At 68.8% G+C, this 20,145-nt stretch carries 27 protein-coding genes; 26 read left to right on the plus strand and 1 reads right to left on the minus strand.

Annotated elements, in window-relative coordinates; translation table 11 throughout:
- Positions 1–53: 53 nt before the first annotated feature.
- The 25 genes from rplN (at position 54) to glmM (ending at position 17,086) form a co-directional block, all read left to right on the plus strand.
- Positions 54–425 carry a 50S ribosomal protein L14 gene (gene rplN / locus ACFVU9_RS12635; protein WP_030055827.1) on the plus strand — a complete coding sequence of 124 codons (372 nt, stop codon included), beginning with the start codon at positions 54–56 and terminating at the stop codon, positions 423–425.
- 15 nt (positions 426–440) lie between these two features.
- Positions 441–752 carry a 50S ribosomal protein L24 gene (gene rplX, locus ACFVU9_RS12640; protein ID WP_030055828.1) on the plus strand — a complete coding sequence of 104 codons (312 nt, stop codon included), beginning with the start codon at positions 441–443 and terminating at the stop codon, positions 750–752.
- Entirely contained in the window at positions 752–1,321 is a 570-nt protein-coding gene (rplE, locus tag ACFVU9_RS12645; protein WP_030393302.1) for a 50S ribosomal protein L5, read from the plus strand. Before rplX ends, rplE begins: the two co-directional genes overlap by 1 nt.
- A 4-nt stretch (positions 1,322–1,325) precedes the next feature.
- A complete protein-coding gene (locus ACFVU9_RS12650; RefSeq protein WP_030055830.1) occupies positions 1,326–1,511 on the plus strand; it encodes a type Z 30S ribosomal protein S14 in 186 nt (61 codons plus the stop codon).
- Between the two features lie 268 nt (positions 1,512–1,779).
- A complete protein-coding gene (gene rpsH, locus ACFVU9_RS12655) occupies positions 1,780–2,187 on the plus strand; it encodes a 30S ribosomal protein S8 (protein WP_030280781.1) in 408 nt (135 codons plus the stop codon).
- 22 nt (positions 2,188–2,209) lie between these two features.
- The gene (gene rplF / locus ACFVU9_RS12660) at positions 2,210–2,749 is read left to right on the plus strand and encodes a 50S ribosomal protein L6 (protein WP_380435917.1); all 540 of its coding nucleotides are present in this window, start codon (positions 2,210–2,212) and stop codon (positions 2,747–2,749) included.
- Positions 2,750–2,752: 3 nt separating this feature from the next.
- Positions 2,753–3,136 (plus strand): 50S ribosomal protein L18, encoded by a 384-nt coding sequence (rplR, locus tag ACFVU9_RS12665; RefSeq protein ID WP_030280785.1) that lies wholly within the window; start codon positions 2,753–2,755, stop codon positions 3,134–3,136.
- A 48-nt stretch (positions 3,137–3,184) separates the two neighbouring features.
- The gene (rpsE, locus tag ACFVU9_RS12670) at positions 3,185–3,808 is read left to right on the plus strand and encodes a 30S ribosomal protein S5 (protein ID WP_030055834.1); all 624 of its coding nucleotides are present in this window, start codon (positions 3,185–3,187) and stop codon (positions 3,806–3,808) included.
- The gene (gene rpmD / locus ACFVU9_RS12675) at positions 3,808–3,990 is read left to right on the plus strand and encodes a 50S ribosomal protein L30 (RefSeq protein ID WP_030055835.1); all 183 of its coding nucleotides are present in this window, start codon (positions 3,808–3,810) and stop codon (positions 3,988–3,990) included. Before rpsE ends, rpmD begins: the two co-directional genes overlap by 1 nt.
- 2 nt (positions 3,991–3,992) lie before the next feature.
- Positions 3,993–4,445, plus strand: a complete 453-nt coding sequence (rplO, locus tag ACFVU9_RS12680; protein WP_380435919.1) for a 50S ribosomal protein L15 — start codon at positions 3,993–3,995, stop codon at positions 4,443–4,445.
- 321 nt (positions 4,446–4,766) lie between these two features.
- A complete protein-coding gene (gene secY / locus ACFVU9_RS12685; RefSeq protein WP_380435921.1) occupies positions 4,767–6,077 on the plus strand; it encodes a preprotein translocase subunit SecY in 1,311 nt (436 codons plus the stop codon).
- The gene (locus ACFVU9_RS12690) at positions 6,077–6,730 is read left to right on the plus strand and encodes an adenylate kinase (RefSeq protein ID WP_380435923.1); all 654 of its coding nucleotides are present in this window, start codon (positions 6,077–6,079) and stop codon (positions 6,728–6,730) included. Before secY ends, ACFVU9_RS12690 begins: the two co-directional genes overlap by 1 nt.
- A gap of 109 nt (positions 6,731–6,839) precedes the next feature.
- The gene (map, locus tag ACFVU9_RS12695; RefSeq protein ID WP_380496090.1) at positions 6,840–7,679 is read left to right on the plus strand and encodes a type I methionyl aminopeptidase; all 840 of its coding nucleotides are present in this window, start codon (positions 6,840–6,842) and stop codon (positions 7,677–7,679) included.
- A gap of 128 nt (positions 7,680–7,807) precedes the next feature.
- A complete protein-coding gene (gene mscL, locus ACFVU9_RS12700) occupies positions 7,808–8,233 on the plus strand; it encodes a large conductance mechanosensitive channel protein MscL (RefSeq protein ID WP_387592782.1) in 426 nt (141 codons plus the stop codon).
- Positions 8,234–8,412: 179 nt separating this feature from the next.
- Complete coding sequence (infA, locus tag ACFVU9_RS12705; protein WP_003956442.1) at positions 8,413–8,634, plus strand: translation initiation factor IF-1; 222 nt, start codon at positions 8,413–8,415, stop codon at positions 8,632–8,634.
- A gap of 32 nt (positions 8,635–8,666) precedes the next feature.
- Entirely contained in the window at positions 8,667–8,780 is a 114-nt protein-coding gene (gene rpmJ / locus ACFVU9_RS12710) for a 50S ribosomal protein L36 (protein ID WP_003956441.1), read from the plus strand.
- Positions 8,781–8,961: 181 nt separating this feature from the next.
- Entirely contained in the window at positions 8,962–9,342 is a 381-nt protein-coding gene (gene rpsM / locus ACFVU9_RS12715; RefSeq protein WP_097237495.1) for a 30S ribosomal protein S13, read from the plus strand.
- A 72-nt stretch (positions 9,343–9,414) separates the two neighbouring features.
- Positions 9,415–9,822: a 30S ribosomal protein S11 gene (gene rpsK / locus ACFVU9_RS12720; protein ID WP_030232513.1), complete on the plus strand. Its 408-nt coding sequence runs from the start codon at positions 9,415–9,417 to the stop codon at positions 9,820–9,822.
- A gap of 131 nt (positions 9,823–9,953) precedes the next feature.
- On the plus strand, positions 9,954–10,976 hold the full coding sequence (locus ACFVU9_RS12725; RefSeq protein ID WP_030055844.1) for a DNA-directed RNA polymerase subunit alpha: 1,023 nt from the start codon (positions 9,954–9,956) through the stop codon (positions 10,974–10,976).
- 129 nt (positions 10,977–11,105) lie between these two features.
- Entirely contained in the window at positions 11,106–11,585 is a 480-nt protein-coding gene (gene rplQ / locus ACFVU9_RS12730; protein WP_359962289.1) for a 50S ribosomal protein L17, read from the plus strand.
- An 89-nt stretch (positions 11,586–11,674) separates the two neighbouring features.
- The gene (gene truA / locus ACFVU9_RS12735; protein ID WP_380435927.1) at positions 11,675–12,586 is read left to right on the plus strand and encodes a tRNA pseudouridine(38-40) synthase TruA; all 912 of its coding nucleotides are present in this window, start codon (positions 11,675–11,677) and stop codon (positions 12,584–12,586) included.
- A gap of 68 nt (positions 12,587–12,654) precedes the next feature.
- Positions 12,655–14,313: an ABC-F family ATP-binding cassette domain-containing protein gene (locus tag ACFVU9_RS12740; protein ID WP_387592787.1), complete on the plus strand. Its 1,659-nt coding sequence runs from the start codon at positions 12,655–12,657 to the stop codon at positions 14,311–14,313.
- 243 nt (positions 14,314–14,556) lie between these two features.
- Positions 14,557–15,000 carry a 50S ribosomal protein L13 gene (rplM, locus tag ACFVU9_RS12745; RefSeq protein WP_030055846.1) on the plus strand — a complete coding sequence of 148 codons (444 nt, stop codon included), beginning with the start codon at positions 14,557–14,559 and terminating at the stop codon, positions 14,998–15,000.
- 45 nt (positions 15,001–15,045) lie between these two features.
- Positions 15,046–15,555 carry a 30S ribosomal protein S9 gene (gene rpsI / locus ACFVU9_RS12750; RefSeq protein WP_049649053.1) on the plus strand — a complete coding sequence of 170 codons (510 nt, stop codon included), beginning with the start codon at positions 15,046–15,048 and terminating at the stop codon, positions 15,553–15,555.
- Between the two features lie 166 nt (positions 15,556–15,721).
- Positions 15,722–17,086, plus strand: a complete 1,365-nt coding sequence (gene glmM, locus ACFVU9_RS12755) for a phosphoglucosamine mutase (protein WP_380435932.1) — start codon at positions 15,722–15,724, stop codon at positions 17,084–17,086.
- Between the two features lie 86 nt (positions 17,087–17,172).
- Here glmM and coaA read toward each other — a convergent pair whose 3' ends face one another.
- A complete protein-coding gene (gene coaA, locus ACFVU9_RS12760; RefSeq protein WP_380435934.1) occupies positions 17,173–18,168 on the minus strand; it encodes a type I pantothenate kinase in 996 nt (331 codons plus the stop codon).
- A gap of 99 nt (positions 18,169–18,267) precedes the next feature.
- On the opposite strand from coaA, the gene glmS reads away from it, so the two are divergent.
- The gene (gene glmS, locus ACFVU9_RS12765; protein ID WP_387592793.1) at positions 18,268–20,124 is read left to right on the plus strand and encodes a glutamine--fructose-6-phosphate transaminase (isomerizing); all 1,857 of its coding nucleotides are present in this window, start codon (positions 18,268–18,270) and stop codon (positions 20,122–20,124) included.
- The last annotated feature ends 21 nt before the right edge of the window (positions 20,125–20,145 follow it).

Raw genomic sequence — 20,145 nt, forward strand, 5'->3', positions numbered from 1 at the left:
TGGTGTGAGCAGCGGCCGGCCCGTCAGCTCTCGTTGACGATCAGGAGAAAGCTGTGATCCAGCAGGAGTCGCGACTGCGAGTCGCCGACAACACGGGCGCGAAGGAAATCCTTTGCATCCGCGTTCTCGGTGGTTCCGGTCGCCGCTACGCCGGCATCGGGGACGTCATCGTCGCGACCGTCAAGGACGCGATCCCCGGCGGTTCGGTGAAGAAGGGTGACGTCGTCAAGTGCGTCGTCGTCCGTACCGTGAAGTCGCGCCGTCGTCCCGACGGTTCGTACATCCGGTTCGACGAGAACGCCGCCGTCGTCCTCAAGAACACCGAGGGTGACCCCCGTGGCACCCGCATCTTCGGCCCGGTGGGCCGCGAGCTGCGCGACAAGAAGTTCATGAAGATCATCTCGCTTGCGCCGGAGGTGCTCTAACCCATGGCGAACAGCATGAAGATCAAGAAGGGTGACCTGGTTCAGGTCATCACCGGCAAGGACCGCGGCAAGCAGGGCAAGGTCATCCAGGCCATGCCCGCCGAGAACAAGGTCCTGGTCGAGGGTGTGAACCGGGTCAAGAAGCACACCAAGCCGGGCCCGGGCACTCAGGGTGGCATCGTCACCGTCGAGGCCCCGGTGCACGTCTCCAACGTCCAGCTGGTCGTGGAGAAGGACGGCAAGAAGGTCGTCACCCGCGTTGGCTACCGCTTCGATGACGAGGGCAACAAGATCCGCGTTGCCAAGCGAACCGGTGAGGACATCTGATGTCTGAGACGACTGTTGAGAAGGTGACCCCCCGTCTCAAGGAGCGTTACAACTCCGAGATCAAGGGTCAGCTGCAGGAGCAGTTCTCGTACGAGAACGTCATGCTGACGCCCGGCCTGGTCAAGGTCGTCGTCAACATGGGTGTCGGCGAGGCCGCCCGTGACAGCAAGCTGATCGAGGGCGCGATCCGCGACCTGACCGCGATCACCGGTCAGAAGCCGGCCGTGACCAAGGCCCGTAAGTCCATCGCGCAGTTCAAGCTGCGCGAGGGCCAGCCGATCGGCACCCACGTCACCCTCCGCGGTGACCGCATGTGGGAGTTCCTGGACCGTCTGGTGTCGCTGGCCCTGCCGCGTATCCGTGACTTCCGTGGCCTCTCCCCGAAGCAGTTCGACGGCCGTGGCAACTACACGTTCGGTCTGACCGAGCAGGTCATGTTCCACGAGATCGACCAGGACAAGGTCGACCGTCAGCGCGGTATGGACATCACCGTCGTGACCACCGCTCAGACCGACGACGAGGGCCGGGCGCTCCTGCGCGCTCTGGGCTTCCCGTTCAAGGAGGCGTGAGCCAATGGCGAAGAAGTCCCTCATCGCGAAGTCCGAGCGCAAGCCGAAGTTCGGCGTCCGGGCCTACACCCGGTGCCAGCGCTGCGGCCGTCCGCACTCGGTGTACCGCAAGTTCGGCCTCTGCCGTGTCTGCCTTCGTGAGATGGCGCACCGCGGCGAGCTGCCGGGCGTGACCAAGAGCTCCTGGTAGTCCAGAGCTTTAGGCACCGCTAGCGACGCAGAGGTGCCCGGCCCCACATCAGCCCGTTTTGGGCTCCCGTACGGATTCCCGTAAGGTTGTGGGGTCGGGCCCCCTGCCACGGCTTCCCCATGGATGCCCGTGGCCCTTCTCTGGGAGGGCTCGCACCCAGTCTTACGACGCCGCAGGTCCCCTGCGTCTGTGCCCCCGCCGCACTCCTCGGAGTGCGGCGGGGGGACCTGGCGCGGAGAAACCACGGCGAGAGAGGCCTGAGGCCATCATGACCATGACCGACCCCATCGCAGACATGCTCACTCGTCTGCGTAACGCGAACTCGGCGTACCACGACTCCGTGGCGATGCCGGCGAGCAAGATCAAGGCGCACGTCGCCCAGATCCTGCAGCAGGAGGGGTACATCTCCTCCTACAAGGTTGAGGAGCCGGCCGAGGGCGAGGTCGGCAAGAAGCTGACCATCGAGCTCAAGTTCGGTCCCAACCGTGAGCGCTCCATTGCCGGCATCAAGCGCATCAGCAAGCCGGGTCTGCGCGTTTACGCAAAGTCCACCAACCTGCCGAAGGTGCTCGGCGGCCTGGGCGTGGCGATCATCTCCACGTCCTCGGGTCTCCTCACCGACAAGCAGGCCGCCAAGAAGGGCGTAGGCGGAGAAGTTCTCGCCTACGTCTGGTAATTCGGGAAACGGAGGTACAGCAATGTCGCGCATTGGACGGCTGCCCATCCAGGTCCCCGCTGGCGTGGACGTCACCATCGATGGCCAGGCGATCTCGGTGAAGGGCCCCAAGGGTTCCCTCACTCACGTCGTCGCCGCGCCGATCGAGATCGGTAAGGGCGAGGACGGCACGCTGCTCGTCACCCGCCCCAACGACGAGCGTCTGTCGAAGGCCCTGCACGGTCTTTCCCGCACGCTGGTGGCGAACATGATCACCGGCGTGACCGCGGGCTACCGCAAGTCGCTGGAGATCAGCGGTGTCGGCTACCGAGTTCTGGCGAAGGGCTCCGACATGGAGTTCCAGCTGGGCTACAGCCACCCGATCCTGGTCGAGGCCCCCGAGGGCATCTCCTTCGTCGTCGAGTCGGCCACCAAGTTCCACGTGGACGGCATCGACAAGCAGAAGGTCGGCGAGGTCGCCGCGAAGATCCGCAAGCTGCGCAAGCCGGACCCGTACAAGGCCAAGGGTGTCAAGTACGCGGGCGAGGTCATCCGCCGCAAGGTCGGAAAGAGTGGTAAGTAAGCGATGAGTGTCTCTGTCAAGATCGGCAAGGGCAACGCCTACAAGAGCGCCGCTCGCAAGCGCCGCGCGATCCGCGTTCGCAAGCGCGTCGTCGGCACCGAGGTGCGTCCGCGCCTCGTCGTGACGCGTTCGAACCGTCACATGGTCGCCCAGGTCATCGACGACGCCAAGGGTCACACCCTGGCGTCGGCGTCCACCCTCGACGTGTCCATCAAGGGCGCCGAGGGCGACAAGACCGAGCTGGCCAAGAAGGTCGGGAGCCTGGTCGCCGAGCGCGCCAAGGCCGCCGGCATCGAGTCGGTCGTCTTCGACCGCGCGGGCAACCGGTACGCCGGCCGCATCGCCGCCCTGGCGGACGCGGCCCGCGAGGCCGGGCTCGACTTCTAAGCCGCTCGTCGACTCAGTCGACGGACGTAATCGAGAGAGGTAATTCCAATGGCTGGACCCCAGCGCCGCGGTAGCGGCGCCGGCGGTGGCACCGGCGGTGGCGAGCGGCGCGACCGTAAGCGTGACGACCGGGGCAACGCCCCCGCCGTCGAGAAGACCGCTTACGTCGAGCGCGTTGTCGCGATCAACCGTGTCGCCAAGGTTGTCAAGGGTGGTCGTCGCTTCTCCTTCACCGCGCTGGTCGTGGTGGGCGATGGTGACGGCACCGTGGGTGTTGGTTACGGGAAGGCGAAGGAGGTTCCGGCCGCCATCGCCAAGGGTGTTGAGGAGGCCAAGAAGAACTTCTTCAAGGTCCCCCGTATCCAGGGCACCATCCCGCACCCCATCCAGGGTGAGAAGGCCGCCGGCGTCGTGCTCCTGAAGCCCGCCGCCCCCGGTACCGGTGTTATCGCCGGTGGTCCGGTGCGCGCCGTCCTGGAGTGCGCCGGCATCCACGACATCCTGTCGAAGTCGCTCGGCTCGGACAACGCGATCAACATCGTGCACGCCACCGTGGCTGCTCTGAAGGGCCTCGTGCGCCCCGAGGAGATCGCCGCCCGTCGTGGCCTGCCGCTGGAGGACGTGGCCCCCGCCGCTCTGCTGCGGGCGCGTGCTGCTGGGGTGAGCGCCTGATGGCTCGCCTGAAGATCACGCAGACCAAGTCGTACATCGGCAGCAAGCAGAATCACCGTGACACCCTGCGTTCGCTTGGTCTCAAGCGCATGCACGACGTCGTGGTGAAGGAGGACCGTCCCGAGATCCGCGGGATGGCCCACACGGTCCGTCACCTGGTGACGGTTGAGGAGGTGGACTGATCATGGGCGACAACCCGATCAAGATCCACAACCTGCGTCCCGCCCCGGGTGCCAAGACCGACAAGATCCGCGTGGGTCGTGGTGAGGGCTCCAAGGGTAAGACCGCTGGTCGTGGCACCAAGGGCACCAAGGCCCGCTACCAGGTTCCGCAGCGCTTCGAGGGTGGCCAGATGCCGCTCCACATGCGCCTGCCGAAGCTGAAGGGCTTCAAGAACCCGTTCAAGATCACCTTCCAGGTCGTCAACCTCGACAAGCTGGCCGAGCTCTACCCGCAGGGTGGAGAGGTCACGGTCGAGGACCTGGTCGCCAAGGGCGCGGTTCGCAAGAACTCGCTCGTCAAGGTGCTCGGCACCGGCGAGATCTCGGTCGCGCTGCAGGTGACGGTCGACGCCGTCTCCGGCTCCGCCGCCGCGAAGATCACCGCCGCCGGCGGTACGGTCACCGAGCTCGTCTGAGCCCGCTGATCACAGCTCCGAACCCCGCACTTCCTCCGGGAAGTGCGGGGTTCGCGCTTTTCCGGTTCGGCCACGGACCGAAAACCGGCCGGAGTGGTCCTCGTTCTTTTGTGTGGCAAATCCGGGCATCCCGTACCCCGTGAGTGGGGGAGGGGCCGTACGCGCTTCTTCCGAGTGGCTGCGCACTGTTAGAGTCCGTGGAGTTCCCTTGTAGGCTGCGCGTAGGCTCGCCTGTGCCGTCTGTACGGGGGCCCGAACCGCAAACTCCCCATTCAGGACCGACCCTCCCGCCGACGACGTGCGGGAGGCGCAGGAGGCACCGTGCTCAGTGCGTTCGCGCGGGCGTTCCAGACGCCCGACCTGCGCAAGAAGCTGCTGTTCACGCTGGGCATCATGGTGCTGTTCCGGCTGGGCTCGCACATCCCGATTCCCGGCGTGAGTTTCACGGCCGTGAACGAGTGCGTGAAGGAGACCAAGAACAGCGGCCTCTTCGGGCTCGTCAACCTGTTCAGTGGTGGCGCGCTTCTTCAGCTCACGATCTTCGCGCTCGGCATCATGCCGTACATCACGGCCAGCATCATCCTCCAGCTCCTCACCGTCGTGATCCCGCGACTCGAGGCGCTGAAGAAGGAGGGCCAGGCCGGTACGGCGAAGATCACCCAGTACACCCGCTACCTGACCATCGCGCTCGCCGTGCTCCAGGGCACCGGCATCGTCGCGACGGCCTCCAGCGGTGCGCTGTTCTCCGGCTGCCCGCTGGCGAACCAGATCGTGCCGGACACCGGCGTGTTCCGGGTCGCCGTCATGGTGCTCACCATGACCGCCGGCACCACCGTCATCATGTGGCTGGGCGAGCTGATCACCGACCGCGGCATCGGCAACGGCATGTCGCTGCTGATCTTCACCTCGATCGCGGCGCAGTTCCCCTCCAACATGTGGGCGATCAAGCAGTCCGGCACCATCGGTGGCGGCTGGGTCGAGTTCCTCTCCGTCGTGGCCGTCGGCGTCATCGTTGTGATGCTGGTCATCTTCGTCGAGCAGGCCCAGCGCCGGATCCCGGTGCAGTACGCGAAGCGCATGATCGGCCGCCGCGCGTTCGGCGGCACCTCGACCTACATCCCGCTCAAGGTGAACCAGGCCGGTGTCATCCCGGTCATCTTCGCCTCGTCGCTGCTGTACATCCCCGCCCTGGTGGTCCAGCTGACCAACAGCCAGGCCGGCTGGGCGACCTGGATCCGGACGAACTTCGTCAAGGGTGACCACCCGATCTACATGGCCACCTACTTCCTGCTGATCGTCTTCTTCGCCTTCTTCTACGTCGCGATCTCCTTCAACCCCGAAGAAGTTGCCGACAATATGAAGAAGTATGGTGGCTTCATCCCGGGCATCCGGGCCGGCCGGCCGACGGCCGAGTACCTGAACTACGTGCTGACCCGGATCACGTGGCCGGGTTCGCTCTACCTGGGCCTGATCGCGTTGATCCCGATGATCGCCCTGGTCGCCTTCGGACAGCAGACCAACTTCCCGTTCGGCGGCACCAGCGTTCTCATCGTCGTCGGCGTCGGACTCGAAACTGTGAAGCAGATCGAGAGCCAGCTCCAGCAGCGCAATTACGAAGGGTTCCTCCGCTGATGCGTATCGTCCTCGTTGGTCCTCCCGGGGCCGGGAAGGGTACTCAGGCGCACCTGCTCGCCAAGACCCTGTCCATCCCCCACATCTCCACCGGAGACCTGTTCCGCGCCAACATCGGCCAGGGCACCCCGCTGGGGCTCGAGGCCAAGAGCTACATGGACGCGGGTCGCCTGGTGCCGGACGAGGTGACCATCGGGATGGCCAAGGACCGGATGCTGCAGGCGGACGCCGCGAACGGCTTCCTGCTCGACGGCTTCCCCCGCAACCTGGGCCAGGCGAAGGCGCTGGACGAGTTCCTCGTCGAGCAGGGCATCACGCTCGACGGCGTGCTGGACCTGGAGGTCCCCGAGGACGAGGTCGTCCGCCGGATCGCCGGCCGGCGCCTGTGCCGCAACGACGGCGGCCACGTGTTCCACGTGGACTACAACCCGCCGAAGGTCGCGGGCGTCTGTGACGAGTGCGGCGGCGAGCTGTACCAGCGCTCGGACGACACCGAGGAGAAGGTGCGCACGCGCCTGGAGGTCTACCACACGGAGACCGAGCCGATCATCGACTACTACGTCCAGCAGGGCCTGGTGGCGACGATCTCGGCGCTCGGCAAGGTGGACGAGGTGACGCAGCGCGCGATCGAGGCGCTGAAGCAGGACAGCTGAGTTTTTTAGCGACGTACGTACGGCCGCGCTCCCTATCCCGGGCAGCGCGGCCGTACGGCGTCGTACGGTGGTACGCAGTGGCAAACGGAACGTGGAAGGCGTGACCCTGATGGTGGAGATCAAGACCCCCGAGCAGATCGCGAAGATGCGAGCGGCCGGGCTGGTCGTCGCCGAAGCGCTGAAGGCCTGCCGTGAGGCGGTCGCCCCGGGGGTGACGACCCAGGAGCTGAACGACGTCGCGGACAAGGTGATCACCGACCACGGCGCCACCTCCAACTTCCGCGCGCACCACGGCGGCCTGTGGTTCCCGGGCGTGATCTGCGCCTCGGTGAACAACGAGGTCGTGCACGGCATCCCCGGCGACCGGGTGCTGCAGGAGGGCGACATCATCTCGATCGACTGCGGCGCCATCCTGGACGGCTGGCACGGCGATGCGGCGATCACCGTCGCCGTCGGCGAGGTCCGCCCCGAGGTCGAGATGCTGAGCCGGGTGACCGAGGGCTCGATGTGGGCCGGCATCGCCCAGATGAAGAAGAGCAACCGCCTGGTCGACGTCTCCAAGGCGATCGAGGGCTTCATCCGCCGCCAGCCGCTGCCGCCGAAGGGCAAGTGGGGCATCACCGAGGGCTACGGCGGTCACGGCATCGGCACCGCGATGCACATGGAACCGCACGTCCTGAACTACGTCGAGCGCGGCCGCGGCAAGGGCCCGAAGCTGATCCCCGGCACCGTGCTGGCGATCGAGCCGATGGTCTCGCTGGGCACCCCGCACACCACCGTGCTGGAGGACGACTGGACGGTCGTCACCAACGACGGCACCTGGGCCTCGCACTGGGAGCACTCCGTCGCCGTCACCGAGCAGGGCCCGCTGGTCCTGACCGCCTTCGACGGCGGCAAGGCGGAGCTCGCGAAGCTCGGCGTCACGGCCGCGCCGGACCCGCTCGCGTAGTCGCCCGGCGGCCGACTGCCGTCGCCGACAAGGCACCGGAGCCCTGGAGGTTTGGACCTCCAGGGCTTTTGTCCTATTTTTATCGGCTGGCAGTGGCTACTTGTGGGCTCAGAGCGAGGAGAGAGCACGTGCTCAAGGGATTTCGCGACTTCATGATGCGCGGCAACGTCGTCGACATGGCGGTCGGTGTCGTCATCGGGGCCGCGTTCACCGGGGTGGTGACCGGCTTCGTGTCCGCGTTCCTCACCCCGCTGGTCGGCGTGGTCGTCGGCGCGGCCGGCGACTTCGGCTCGTACAAGGCGACGGTCGCCAACGTGACCTTCCCGTACGGGCAGTTCCTCAACGTGGTGATCGCGTTCGTGATGACCGCCGCGGTGCTCTACTTCTGCGTCGTCCTGCCGGTGAGCAAGGCCACCGCCCGGTACATGCCCAAGAAGCCGGCCACCCCGAAGCGTCCGTGCCCCGAGTGCCTGACCGACATCCCCGAGGCGGCCCGCCGCTGCTCGGCGTGCACCGCGCACGTCGAGCCGCTGGCGGTGTCCGCCGGGGTGTGACGCGGCCGTCCCGCGGGAGCCTCGTTTTGGCCCATCGGACGCGCTGGCGTAGGATGGACCGTCGGCTCACTCGTAGCGTGCTTCAGCGCGCCCTCTTCCCCTCGGGGACGGGGTGAACCCAGGTTCGCACGAGCGTTCCGCATACGGTAGCCGGTCCCGGAAGGTGGATCTCGCAGTTCATGGCTAAGAAGCAAGGCGCCATTGAGATCGAGGGCACCGTGATCGAGTCTCTGCCGAACGCGATGTTCAAGGTCGAGCTGCAGAACGGTCACAAGGTCCTCGCGCACATCAGTGGCAAGATGCGCATGCACTACATCCGCATCCTGCCGGACGACCGGGTCGTCGTGGAGCTCAGCCCCTACGACCTCACGCGCGGCCGGATCGTCTACCGCTACAAGTAAGAACGTCAGATCTAGACCCGGAGAACCTGAACATGAAGGTCAAGCCGAGCGTCAAGAAGATCTGCGACAAGTGCAAGGTGATCCGCCGCCACGGCCGGGTCATGGTGATCTGCGACAACCTGCGCCACAAGCAGCGCCAGGGCTGATCTCTCCCCAGCATTTCTCGTAGTACTTCGCGCGACGCGAAAAACGTCATAAGCGGGCTACCCGATCCGTCTACGGGACACCGGACGGACTGCCGCCCCCGGTCAGAGGCCGGGGCTCCCTCATCGTGAGATGTCGGAGTAGGTAGCACGCAAGACCTCTGAAGAAACACAGGAGCCTTGAATGGCACGCCTCGCCGGCGTTGATCTCCCCCGTGAGAAGCGGATCGAGATCGCCCTTACCTACGTGTACGGCATCGGCCGTACCCGCGCCCAGCAGACCCTGGCCGAGACCGGTGTCAACCCGGATGTCCGCGTTCGCGACATCTCCGAGGAAGACCTCGTCAAGCTGAGCCAGTACATCGACGCCAACTACACGGTCGAGGGTGACCTCCGCCGTGAGGTGGCCGCCGACATCCGCCGCAAGGTCGAGATCGGCTGCTACGAGGGTCTGCGTCACCGCCGTGGCCTGCCGGTCCGCGGCCAGCGCACCCACACCAACGCGCGTACCCGCAAGGGCCCGCGTCGCGCGATCGCCGGCAAGAAGAAGCCGGGCAAGAAGTAGTCCGTCCCGTAACCGGACATCCCTCCGGCCCGCGGGTCAGCGGACCGACCACCTCAGTAGGAGAACAGACTTATGCCCCCCAAGGGTCGTCAGGCTGCCGGCGCGAAGAAGATCCGCCGCAAGGAAAAGAAGAACGTCGCTCACGGCCACGCGCACATCAAGAGCACGTTCAACAACACCATCGTTTCGATCACCGACCCCGCGGGCAACGTGATCTCCTGGGCCTCCGCCGGCCACGTCGGCTTCAAGGGCTCGCGCAAGTCCACCCCGTTCGCCGCGCAGATGGCCGCCGAGGCCGCTGCCCGTCGCGCGCAGGAGCACGGCATGCGCAAGGTTGACGTCTTCGTGAAGGGTCCGGGCTCCGGCCGCGAGACCGCGATCCGTTCGCTCCAGGCCACCGGCCTGGAGGTCGGCTCGATCCAGGACGTCACCCCCACCCCGCACAACGGCTGCCGTCCGCCGAAGCGCCGCCGCGTCTGACGCAGCGCCTTCGGGCACGCTGGGTCCTGCTTTAAACCACGTACGGGGTCTCGTTTTGTGCGAGACCCCGTACGCTTGGTCCTGTCGGCATCAAATAGTGGGTGCCGAAGACAACCGGAGGATTACCCCCCATGCTTATCGCTCAGCGCCCCTCGCTGACCGAAGAGGTCGTCGACGAGTTCCGCTCGCGGTTCGTGATCGAGCCGCTGGAGCCGGGCTTCGGCTACACCCTCGGCAACTCCCTGCGCCGCACGCTCCTGTCGTCGATCCCGGGTGCCGCTGTCACCAGCATCCGCATCGACGGCGTCCTGCACGAGTTCACCACCGTGCCGGGCGTCAAGGAGGACGTGACCGACCTCATCCTCAACATCAAGCAGCTGGTCGTCTCCTCGGAGCACGACGAGCCGGTCGTGATGTACCTGCGCAAGCAGGGCCCGGGTGTCGTCACCGCCGCCGACATCGCGCCGCCGGCCGGTGTCGAGGTGCACAACCCGGAGCTGGTCCTCGCCACGCTGAACGGCAAGGGCAAGCTGGAGATGGAGCTGACCGTCGAGCGCGGTCGCGGCTACGTCTCCGCCGTCCAGAACAAGGCCTCCGGCCAGGAGATCGGCCGCATCCCGGTCGACTCGATCTACAGCCCCGTGCTGAAGGTCACCTACAAGGTCGAGGCCACCCGTGTCGAGCAGCGGACCGACTTCGACAAGCTGATCGTCGACGTCGAGACCAAGCCCGCCATGCGTCCGCGCGACGCCATGGCCTCGGCCGGCAAGACCCTGGTGGAGCTGTTCGGCCTCGCCCGCGAGCTGAACATCGACGCCGAGGGCATCGACATGGGCCCGTCCCCGACGGACGCCGCCCTGGCCGCCGACCTGGCGCTGCCGATCGAGGAGCTGGAGCTCACGGTCCGCTCCTACAACTGCCTCAAGCGCGAGGGCATCCACACCGTGGGTGAGCTCGTGGCCCGCTCCGAGGCCGACCTGCTCGACATCCGCAACTTCGGTGCGAAGTCGATCGACGAGGTCAAGGCGAAGCTGGCCGGCATGGGCCTGGCCCTCAAGGACAGCCCGCCCGGGTTCGACCCGACCGCGGCCGCCGACGCCTTCGGCGCCGACGACCTGGACGACGCGGGTTACGCCGAGACCGAGCAGTACTAAGAGATTTGGCCGCGGGGGCGGTTCTCGCGAGGACCGTCCCCGTCGTCGTGAAAGTCGTGCGGGCACAGTGCCCGTACGCCCGCTGCGGTACCTGGTACGGCCGCAGTCGGAGATCCAAGGAGTAATTCCATGCCGCGTCCCACCAAGGGTGCCCGCCTCGGCGGTGGCCCGCACCACGAGCCGCTGCTGCTCGCCGGTCTGGCCCGTGAGCTGTTCCAGTACGGCCGCATCACCACCACCGAGGCCAAGGCCCGCCGCCTGCGCCCGCTGGCGGAGAAGCTGATCACCAAGGCGAAGAAGGGCGACATCCACAACCGTCGCCTGGTGCGCAAGACGATCACCGACATCGCCGTGCTGCACACCCTCTTCACCGAGATCGCGCCGCGCTACGAGAACCGCCCGGGTGGCTACACCCGCATCACCAAGGTCGGTCCCCGTCGTGGCGACAACGCCCCGATGGCCGTGATCGAGCTGGTCGAGGCGCTGACCGTCGCGCAGACCGCCGTCGGCGAGGCCGAGGCCGCCACCAAGCGCGCCGTCAAGGAGGCCGACGAGGCCGCCGCCGTCGAGACCAAGGCCGACGAGGCCGAGGCCGCCGAGCAGGCCTGACACCTCTAGGTGTACCGCGGGCCCGTTCTCCCAGCGATGGGGGAGCGGGCCCGTTCCTTGTCTTCGAGGTCCCCGGGAGAAGAGAAGCAGTGGTCAACGATTGCGCCGAGCAGCCGCCGGTGAAGGACGGCCCGGCCGACGGCTACGTCCGGGTCCGGCTCGACCTCGCCTACCACGGCGCCGAGTTCTCCGGCTGGGCCCGCCAGAAGGGCGGCCGCCGGACGGTCCAGGAGGAGATCGAGAGCGCGCTGCAGGTCGTCACCCGCAGCGGCGAGCTGTTCCCGCTGACCGTGGCCGGCCGCACCGACGCCGGCGTCCACGCGCGCGGCCAGGTCGCGCACGTCGACCTGCCGGCCGAGCTGTGGGAGGCGCACCGCGAGAAGCTGCTGCGCCGGCTGGCCGGGCGGCTGCCCGGGGACGTCCGGATCTACCGGGTCGGCGAGGCGCCGCCCGGGTTCGACGCGCGCTTCTCGGCGATCTGGCGGCGCTACGCGTACCGCGTGGCCGACCACCAGGGCGGGGTGGACCCGCTGCTGCGCGGGCACGTGCTCTGGCACGACCGGCCGCTCGACCTCGACCGGATGAACGAGGCCGCCAAGCTGCTGCTCGGCGAGCACGACTTCGCCGCGTACTGCAAGAAGCGCGAGGGCGCGACGACCATCCGCACCCTGCTGGAGCTCCACTGGGACCGCGTCCCGGTGGACCCCTACGCCGCCCAGGAGGGCTCGCTCGCGGTCGCCACCGTCCGCGCCGACGCGTTCTGCCACAACATGGTCCGGGCGCTGGTCGGCGCGATGCTGCTGGTCGGCGACGGGCACCGGCCGGTGGAGTTCCCCGGCGAGGTGCTGGCCGGCGGCGTCCGCAACTCGGCCGTCAACGTGATCCGGCCGTACGGGCTCACGCTGGAGGAGGTCGGCTACCCGGCCGACGACCAGCTGGCCGAACGCAACCGCCAGGCCCGGCGCATGCGGACCCTGCCCGGGCAGCCGGCCGCCGGTTAGGGCCCGTCTCCGGAGGCCGGCTCCAAATCCGTTTTGGCCGGAGGCGTCGGCTTGGGACAATCGCTCCCATGGGACACGTCGAGATTTCGCACCTTGAGTACTACCTGCCGGACGGACGGGTGCTGTTCGACGACGCGTCCTTCCGGGTCGGCGAGGGCGCCGCGGTCGCCCTGGTCGGGGCCAACGGCGCCGGCAAGACGACGCTGCTGCGCATGATCGCGGGCGACATCCAGCCGCACGGCGGCTCGGTGACGATCAGCGGCGGGCTCGGCGTGATGCGCCAGTTCGTCGGCACCACCGGCCGCGAGGACCGGTCGGCCACCCCCGGCGCGCTGCCGGCCGACGCCTCCGTGCGCGACCTGCTGGTCTCCGTCGCCCCCGAGCGGATCGCCACCGCCGCCCGCGCGGTGGACGCCGCCGAGCTCGCGATGATCGCGCAGGACGACGAGAAGACCCAGATGGCCTACGCCCAGGCGCTCTCCGACTGGGCCGACGTCGGCGGCTACGACTACGAGACCGACTGGGACGTCTGCACCATGGCGGCCCTCGGCGTGCCCTTCGACAAGGCCCAGTGGCGCGGCCTGAACACCCTCTCCGGCGGCGAGCAGAAGCGGCTCGTCCTGGAGACGCTGCTGCGCGGCCCGGAGGAGGTGCTCCTCCTCGACGAGCCGGACAACTACCTGGACGTCCCGGGCAAGCGCTGGCTGGAGGAGGCCATCAAGGCCACCTCGAAGACCGTGCTGTACATCTCACACGACCGCGAGCTGCTCTCGAAGACCGCGGACAAGATCATCGCCGTCGAGTCCGGCGCGGCCGGCAGCAGCGTCTGGGTGCACGGCGGCGGCTTCGACAGCTTCCACGAGGCCCGCAAGGACCGCTTCGCGCGCTTCGAGGAGCTCGGCCGGCGCTGGGACGAGGAGCACGCCAAGCTCAAGAAGCTGGTCGTCACCCTGCGCCAGGCCGCCTCCGTCAGCCACGCGCTCGCCACCCGCTACGCCGCCGCCCAGACCCGGCTGAAGAAGTTCGAGGAGGCCGGCCGCCCGGAGGAGCCGCCGCGCGAGCAGAGCATCACCATGCGGCTCAAGGGCGGGCGCACCGGCGTCCGGGCCTTCACCATGGACCAGCTGGAGCTCACCGGCCTGATGCAGCCCTTCGACCTGGAGGTCTTCTACGGCGAGCGGGTCGGGGTGCTCGGCGCCAACGGCGCCGGCAAGTCGCACCTCCTGCGGCTGCTGGCCGGCGACGAGACGGTCGCGCACACGGGGGCGTGGAAGCTCGGCGCCCGGGTCGTCCCGGGCCACTTCCGGCAGACGCACGCCCACCCGGAGCTGTTCGGGCGCACCGTCCGCTCGATCGTGGAGGAGGAGCACGCGCTCAGCCGCGGCGCCGCGATGGGCGCGCTGCGCCGCTACGAGCTGGACCGGCAGGAGGAGCAGAAGTTCGAGTCGCTGTCCGGCGGCCAGCAGGCCCGGCTGATGATCCTCAAGCTCGAACTCTCCGGCGTGACGGCCCTGTTGCTCGACGAGCCGACCGACAACCTGGACCTGGAGAGCGCCGAGGCGCTGCAGGCCGGGCTGGAGGCCTTCGAGGGCACGGTGCTGTGCGTCACCCACGACCGGTGGTTCGCCCGGACCTTCGACCGCTACCTGGTGTTCGGGGCCGACGGCCGGGTGTTTGAGTCGTCCGAGCCGGTCTGGGACGTCACCCGGGTCGAGCGCGAACGCTGAGTGACGGGCGGCCGGTCCCCCGGCCGGTGGGAGCGGGATTTTGACCCCTCCCCGCCCGCCCGGTAACCTGGACGCTTGATGTGCGTATTGGCTCGCTCTATCTCACGTGAGAGGTCGGTACGCCGGAGACATCAGGTCGACGACCAGCGGTCATCCTTGAATTGCGTCCAAGGGTGATCAGGCTGCTCTTCCGTCCGGGTGCTCCTGTCAGGACTCACTCACTGAAAAGCGAAGGCTACGACCGTGCGTACGTACAGCCCCAAGCCCGGCGACGTCCAGCGTCAGTGGCACGTCATCGACGCGACCGACGTCGTGCTCGGCCGCCTGGCTTCCCAGGCCGCCAACCTCCTCCGGGGCAAGCACAAGGCGATCTACGCGCCGCACGTTGACACTGGTGACTTCGTCATCATCATCAACGCCGACAAGGTGCACCTGTCCGGTAACAAGAAGACCCAGAAGCTGGCCTACCGCCACTCGGGCTTCCCGGGCGGTCTGCGCTCGGTGCGCTACGACGACCTGCTGGCGAACAACCCGGAGAAGGCCGTCGAGAAGGCCATCAAGGGCATGATCCCCAAGAACAGCCTGGGCCGTCAGATGCTCTCGAAGCTGAAGGTCTACTCGGGCGACCAGCACCCCCACGCTGCCCAGCAGCCGGTGCCGTTCGAGATCACCCAGGTCGCGCAGTAATTCGGCCACCAAGCCCCCCAACACTGAAAAGAGCTGAGGAACACCGTGGCCGAGACCACTGAAACCCTTGAGGTCGACTTCGACGAGGCCGTTGAGGCCGTCGAGGGCGAGTACACCTCCGAGGAGAGCTACACCTCCGAGTCGCTGGCCGGCCGCTTCGGCGAGGCCGTCCCCGGCGCCGGCCTGGGCCGTCGCAAGGAGGCGATCGCCCGCGTGCGCATCGTCCCCGGCACCGGCCAGTGGAAGATCAACGGTCGCACCCTCGAGGGTTACTTCCCCAACAAGGTGCACCAGCAGACCGTGAACGAGCCCTTCAAGCTCCTCGAGCTGGACGGCCGTTACGACGTCGTCGCCCGCATCAGCGGTGGCGGCGTCTCCGGCCAGGCCTACGCGCTGCGCCTCGGCGTGGCCCGTGCCCTGAACGAGGCCGACGTGGACAACAACCGCGGCGCGCTGAAGAAGGCCGGCTTCCTGACCCGTGACGCCCGCGCCGTCGAGCGCAAGAAGGCCGGTCTGAAGAAGGCCCGCAAGGCGCCGCAGTACAGCAAGCGCTAATCGCGTCCCAGGGGGTGCGTACCGCCCTGGCGGCGCCGCCCCCTGGTTTGCGCGCAACCGTCGCCCCGGAGTACCACGTGTACTCCGGGGCGACGCGTTCCCCGGCTACTGTGCGGCGGCCGGGGACCGAGTGGACTTCCGGGACTGGTTGATGGAGGACGGGACAGTGGGACGACTCTTCGGTACGGACGGCGTGCGCGGAGTGGCCAACGTGGGCCTGACGGCGGAGCTCGCGCTCGGCCTGTCGGTCGCGGCGGCCCACGTGCTCGGCGAGGCCGGCGCCTTCGACGGCCACCGGCCGGTCGCGGTGGTCGGTCGCGATCCGCGGGCGTCGGGCGAGTTCCTGGAGGCCGCGGTCATCGCGGGCCTGGCCAGTTCCGGCGTCGACGTGCTGCGCGTCGGCGTGCTGCCCACCCCGGCCGTGGCGTACCTCACCGGCGCGCTCGGCGCCGACTTCGGCGTGATGCTCTCCGCCAGCCACAACGCGATGCCGGACAACGGCATCAAGTTCCTCGCCCGCGGCGGCCACAAGCTGGACGACACGATCGAGGACGCGATCGAGGCCCACTACCGCGCCCACGCCCTCGGCGGCGAGGAGTGGAACCGTCCGACCGGCGCGGCCGTCGGCCGGGTGCGCGAGTACACCGAGGGCTTCGACAAGTACGTCGCCCACCTGATCGGCGTCCTGCCCAACCGCCTGGACGGCATCAAGGTCGTCATCGACGGCGCCCACGGCGCCGCCGCCTACGTCGCCCCCGAGGCCTTCGCCCGGGCCGGCGCCGAGGTCGTCCACACCCTGGGCGCGGAGCCCACCGGCCTCAACATCAACGACGGCGTCGGCTCCACCCACCTGGACCGGCTGCGCACGGCGATGAAGGAGTACCAGGCCGACCTCGGCATCGCCCTCGACGGCGACGCCGACCGCTGCCTGGCCGCCGACGCCGACGGCAACGAGGTGGACGGCGACCAGATCATCGCCATCCTCGCCGTCGCCATGAAGGAGGCCGGCACCCTGCGCCGCAACACCGCGGTCGCCACCGTGATGTCCAACCTCGGCTTCAAGCTGGCGATGGAGCGCGAGGGCGTCGACCTGGTGGAGACCGCCGTCGGCGACCGCTACGTGCTGGAGGCGATGAAGGAGCACGGCTTCGCGCTCGGCGGCGAGCAGTCCGGCCACGTCATCCTGCTGGACCACGCCACCACCGGCGACGGCACCCTGACCGGCCTGATGCTGGGCGCCCGCCTGGCCGCCACCAAGCAGCCGCTCGCCGACCTGGCCGCCGTGATGACCCGGCTGCCGCAGGTCCTGATCAACGTCAAGGGCGTCGACAAGGGCCGCGTGAAGACCAGCACCGAGCTGGCCGCCGCGGTCGCCGAGGCCGAGGCCGAGCTGGGCTCCACCGGCCGGGTGCTGCTGCGCCCGTCGGGCACCGAGCCGCTGGTGCGCGTCATGGTCGAGGCCGCGGACGCCGTCCAGGCCGAGGGCGTCGCCGCCAAGCTGGCCGAGGCCGTGCGGACGCACCTGGGCTGAGCCCGGACGTGACGAAGGCCCCCGCCGCGGCCCCTGGACATCAGGGGGGCGCGGCGGGGGCCTTCGCGGTCTGCTCCGAGGGGGCGTCAGAGCTTGCGCAGCAGGGCCCGGCGGACCTTGTGGTCCGGGCCCTTCTGCAGGACCAGGGTGGCCCGGCCCCGGGTCGGCAGCACGTTCTCCAGCAGGTTGGGCTTGTTGATGGTGCGCCAGACCTGGCGGCCGTAGTCCATCGCCTCCTCCTCCGGCACCTCGGTGAAGCGGCGGAAGTAGGAGTTCGGGTCCTGGAAGGCGGTCTCGCGCAGCTTGCGGAAGCGGTCCAGGTACCAGTGCTCGATGTCGTCGGTGCGGGCGTCGACGTAGATCGAGAAGTCGAAGTAGTCGGCCACCGCGAGGCGGGTCCGGCCGTCGGTGCCGGGCAGGGCGGGCTGGAGGACGTTCAGGCCCTCGACGATCAGGATGTCCGGGCGCTCCACGGTGAGCCGCTCGTCCGGCACGATGTCGTACACCAGGTGCGAGTAGACCGGGGCGCTGACGCGGTCCTTGCCCGCCTTCACGTCCGCGACGAAGCGCATCAGCGCGCGGCGGTCGTAGGACTCGGGGAAGCCCTTGCGGGCCATCAGGCCGCGGCGGCGCAGCTCGGCGTTGGGCAGCAGGAAGCCGTCGGTGGTGACCAGTTCGACCCGCGGGTGCTCGGGCCAGCGGGCCAACAGAGCCTGCAGCAGCCGGGCGGTGGTCGACTTGCCGACCGCGACGGAGCCGGCCACGCCGATGATGAACGGCGTGCGGGTGCGCTCGGTGTCCGGAGTGTCCAGGAACGTGCCCAGCGCGCCCCGCAGGTCGTGCGTGGCGTGGATGTAGAGGTTCAGCAGCCGGGACAGCGGCAGGTAGACGTCCCGGACCTCGTCCAGGTCGAGCGCCGTGCCGAGACCGCGCAGCCGCTCGACCTCCTCGGCGGTCAGTGGCAGCGGCGTACGCTCGCGAAGGGCGCTCCACTCGGCCCGGCTGAGGTCCACGTAGGGGGACGGCGAGGGGCCGGGGGCGGTCGCGCCCCGGGTACAGAGTTCGGTCAGCACGTCCTCCATTGTGAGCGGTGGCGGCGTTCACGGTGGTTGTGGTGTCGGTCACGCACTGTTCGCGAAAGGTGGGAAAACGGGCCCAGACCCGCCCTTATGCTGGCACGCATGTGCGGAATTGTTGGATACGTGGGCGCGCAGTCCGCCCTCGACGTAGTAATCGCAGGCCTGCAGCGACTGGAGTACCGGGGCTACGACTCGGCCGGTGTCGCCGTGCAGGTCCAGGGCTCCGACGGGCAGTGGAGCCTCGCCACCGACAAGCGGGCCGGCAAGCTCGCCAACCTGGAGAAGTCGCTCGCCGAGTCCCCTCTGCCCGGCGGCACCACCGGCATCGGCCACACCCGCTGGGCCACCCACGGCGGCCCGACGGACGCCAACGCCCACCCCCACCTGGACGACGACCGCCGCGTGGCCGTCGTGCACAACGGCATCATCGAGAACTTCGCCCAGCTGCGCGCCGAGATCGCCGAGCGCGGCCACACCCTGCGCTCCGAGACCGACACCGAGGTCGTGGCGCACCTGCTCGGCGAGGCCTACCAGGGCGACCTCGCGGAGGCCATGCGGGTGGTCTGCCGCCGGCTGGACGGCGCCTTCACCCTCGTCGCCGTGCACGCCGACATGCCGGACGTCGTCGTCGGCGCCCGCCGCAACTCGCCGCTGGTCGTCGGGCGCGGCGAGGGCGAGAACTTCCTCGCCTCGGACGTCGCCGCCTTCATCGCGCACACCCGCGAGGCGATCGAGCTGGGCCAGGACCAGGTCGTCGAGCTGCGCCTCGACGGCGTGACCGTCACCAACTTCGACGGCACCCCGGCCGACGTGCGCGAGTACCACGTCGACTGGGACGCCTCCGCCGCCGAGAAGGGCGGCTACGACTACTTCATGCTCAAGGAGATCGCCGAGCAGCCGAAGGCCGTCGCCGACACCCTCCTCGGCCGGATCGGCACCGACGGCCGCCTGACCCTCGACGAGCTGCGGATCTCCGACGCCGACCTGCGCTCCGTCGACAAGGTCGTCATCGTCGCCTGCGGCACCGCGTTCCACGCCGGCATGATCGCCAAGTACGCGATCGAGCACTGGACCCGCATCCCCTGCGAGGTCGAGGTCGCCTCGGAGTTCCGCTACCGCGACCCGATCATGGGCCCGGGCACGCTGGTCATCGCGATCTCGCAGTCCGGCGAGACCATGGACACCCTGATGGCCCTGCGGCACGCCCGCGAGCAGGGCGCCAAGGTGCTGGCGATCTGCAACACCAACGGCTCGACGATCCCGCGCGAGTCGGACGCGGTGCTGTACACGCACGCCGGTCCCGAGGTCGCCGTCGCGTCGACCAAGGCGTTCCTCACCCAGCTGGTCGCCTGCTACCTGGTCGCCCTGTACCTGGGCCAGGTCCGCGGCACCAAGTGGGGCGACGAGATCTTCACGATCATCCGCGAGCTCGGCGACGCGCCGAAGCAGGTCGAGCAGGTGCTGGAGACGATGGAGCCGGTGCGCGAGCTGGCCCGCTCGCTGGCCGACGCCCGCTCGGTGCTGTTCCTCGGCCGCCACGTCGGCTTCCCGGTGGCCCTGGAGGGCGCGCTCAAGCTCAAGGAGCTCGCCTACATGCACGCCGAGGGCTTCGCGGCCGGCGAGCTGAAGCACGGCCCGATCGCGCTCATCGAGGAGGGGCTGCCGGTCGTCGTGGTCGTGCCCTCGCCGCGCGGGCGTTCGATCCTGCACGACAAGATCGTCTCCAACATCCAGGAGATCCGCGCCCGTGGCGCCCGGACGATCGTGATCGCCGAGGAGGGCGACGAGGCGGTCGTGCCGTACGCCGACCACCTGATCCGCATCCCGGCGACCCCGACGCTGCTCCAGCCGCTGGTGTCCACCGTCCCGCTCCAGGTCTTCGCCTGCGAGCTGGCCACGGCCAAGGGCCACGAGGTCGACCAGCCGCGGAACCTGGCGAAGTCCGTCACGGTCGAGTAGTCCCGGCCCCTCTCCACGGCG

Origin of the sequence: Kitasatospora sp. NPDC057936 (assembly GCF_042887525.1) — a bacterium.
Taxonomy (GTDB): domain Bacteria; phylum Actinomycetota; class Actinomycetes; order Streptomycetales; family Streptomycetaceae; genus Kitasatospora.

Excerpts from the sequence above, each read along its gene's own strand:
- rplX (WP_030055828.1), top strand. The coding sequence starts at position 441 with ATGAAGATCAAGAAGGGTGACCTGGTTCAGGTCATCACCGGCAAGGAC.
- coaA (WP_380435934.1), bottom strand. The coding sequence starts at position 18,168 with ATGGAGGACGTGCTGACCGAACTCTGTACCCGGGGCGCGACCGCCCCC.
- rpsK (WP_030232513.1), top strand. The coding sequence starts at position 9,415 with ATGCCCCCCAAGGGTCGTCAGGCTGCCGGCGCGAAGAAGATCCGCCGC.
- rplE (WP_030393302.1), top strand. The coding sequence starts at position 752 with ATGTCTGAGACGACTGTTGAGAAGGTGACCCCCCGTCTCAAGGAGCGT.
- rplQ (WP_359962289.1), top strand. The coding sequence starts at position 11,106 with ATGCCGCGTCCCACCAAGGGTGCCCGCCTCGGCGGTGGCCCGCACCAC.
- rpmJ (WP_003956441.1), top strand. The coding sequence starts at position 8,667 with ATGAAGGTCAAGCCGAGCGTCAAGAAGATCTGCGACAAGTGCAAGGTG.
- rpsE (WP_030055834.1), top strand. The coding sequence starts at position 3,185 with ATGGCTGGACCCCAGCGCCGCGGTAGCGGCGCCGGCGGTGGCACCGGC.
- ACFVU9_RS12650 (WP_030055830.1), top strand. The coding sequence starts at position 1,326 with ATGGCGAAGAAGTCCCTCATCGCGAAGTCCGAGCGCAAGCCGAAGTTC.
- ACFVU9_RS12725 (WP_030055844.1), top strand. The coding sequence starts at position 9,954 with ATGCTTATCGCTCAGCGCCCCTCGCTGACCGAAGAGGTCGTCGACGAG.
- infA (WP_003956442.1), top strand. The coding sequence starts at position 8,413 with ATGGCTAAGAAGCAAGGCGCCATTGAGATCGAGGGCACCGTGATCGAG.
- ACFVU9_RS12690 (WP_380435923.1), top strand. The coding sequence starts at position 6,077 with ATGCGTATCGTCCTCGTTGGTCCTCCCGGGGCCGGGAAGGGTACTCAG.
- rplF (WP_380435917.1), top strand. The coding sequence starts at position 2,210 with ATGTCGCGCATTGGACGGCTGCCCATCCAGGTCCCCGCTGGCGTGGAC.
- rpsM (WP_097237495.1), top strand. The coding sequence starts at position 8,962 with ATGGCACGCCTCGCCGGCGTTGATCTCCCCCGTGAGAAGCGGATCGAG.
- map (WP_380496090.1), top strand. The coding sequence starts at position 6,840 with ATGGTGGAGATCAAGACCCCCGAGCAGATCGCGAAGATGCGAGCGGCC.
- glmS (WP_387592793.1), top strand. The coding sequence starts at position 18,268 with ATGTGCGGAATTGTTGGATACGTGGGCGCGCAGTCCGCCCTCGACGTA.
- rplR (WP_030280785.1), top strand. The coding sequence starts at position 2,753 with ATGAGTGTCTCTGTCAAGATCGGCAAGGGCAACGCCTACAAGAGCGCC.
- rpmD (WP_030055835.1), top strand. The coding sequence starts at position 3,808 with ATGGCTCGCCTGAAGATCACGCAGACCAAGTCGTACATCGGCAGCAAG.
- rpsH (WP_030280781.1), top strand. The coding sequence starts at position 1,780 with ATGACCATGACCGACCCCATCGCAGACATGCTCACTCGTCTGCGTAAC.
- ACFVU9_RS12740 (WP_387592787.1), top strand. The coding sequence starts at position 12,655 with ATGGGACACGTCGAGATTTCGCACCTTGAGTACTACCTGCCGGACGGA.
- rplO (WP_380435919.1), top strand. The coding sequence starts at position 3,993 with ATGGGCGACAACCCGATCAAGATCCACAACCTGCGTCCCGCCCCGGGT.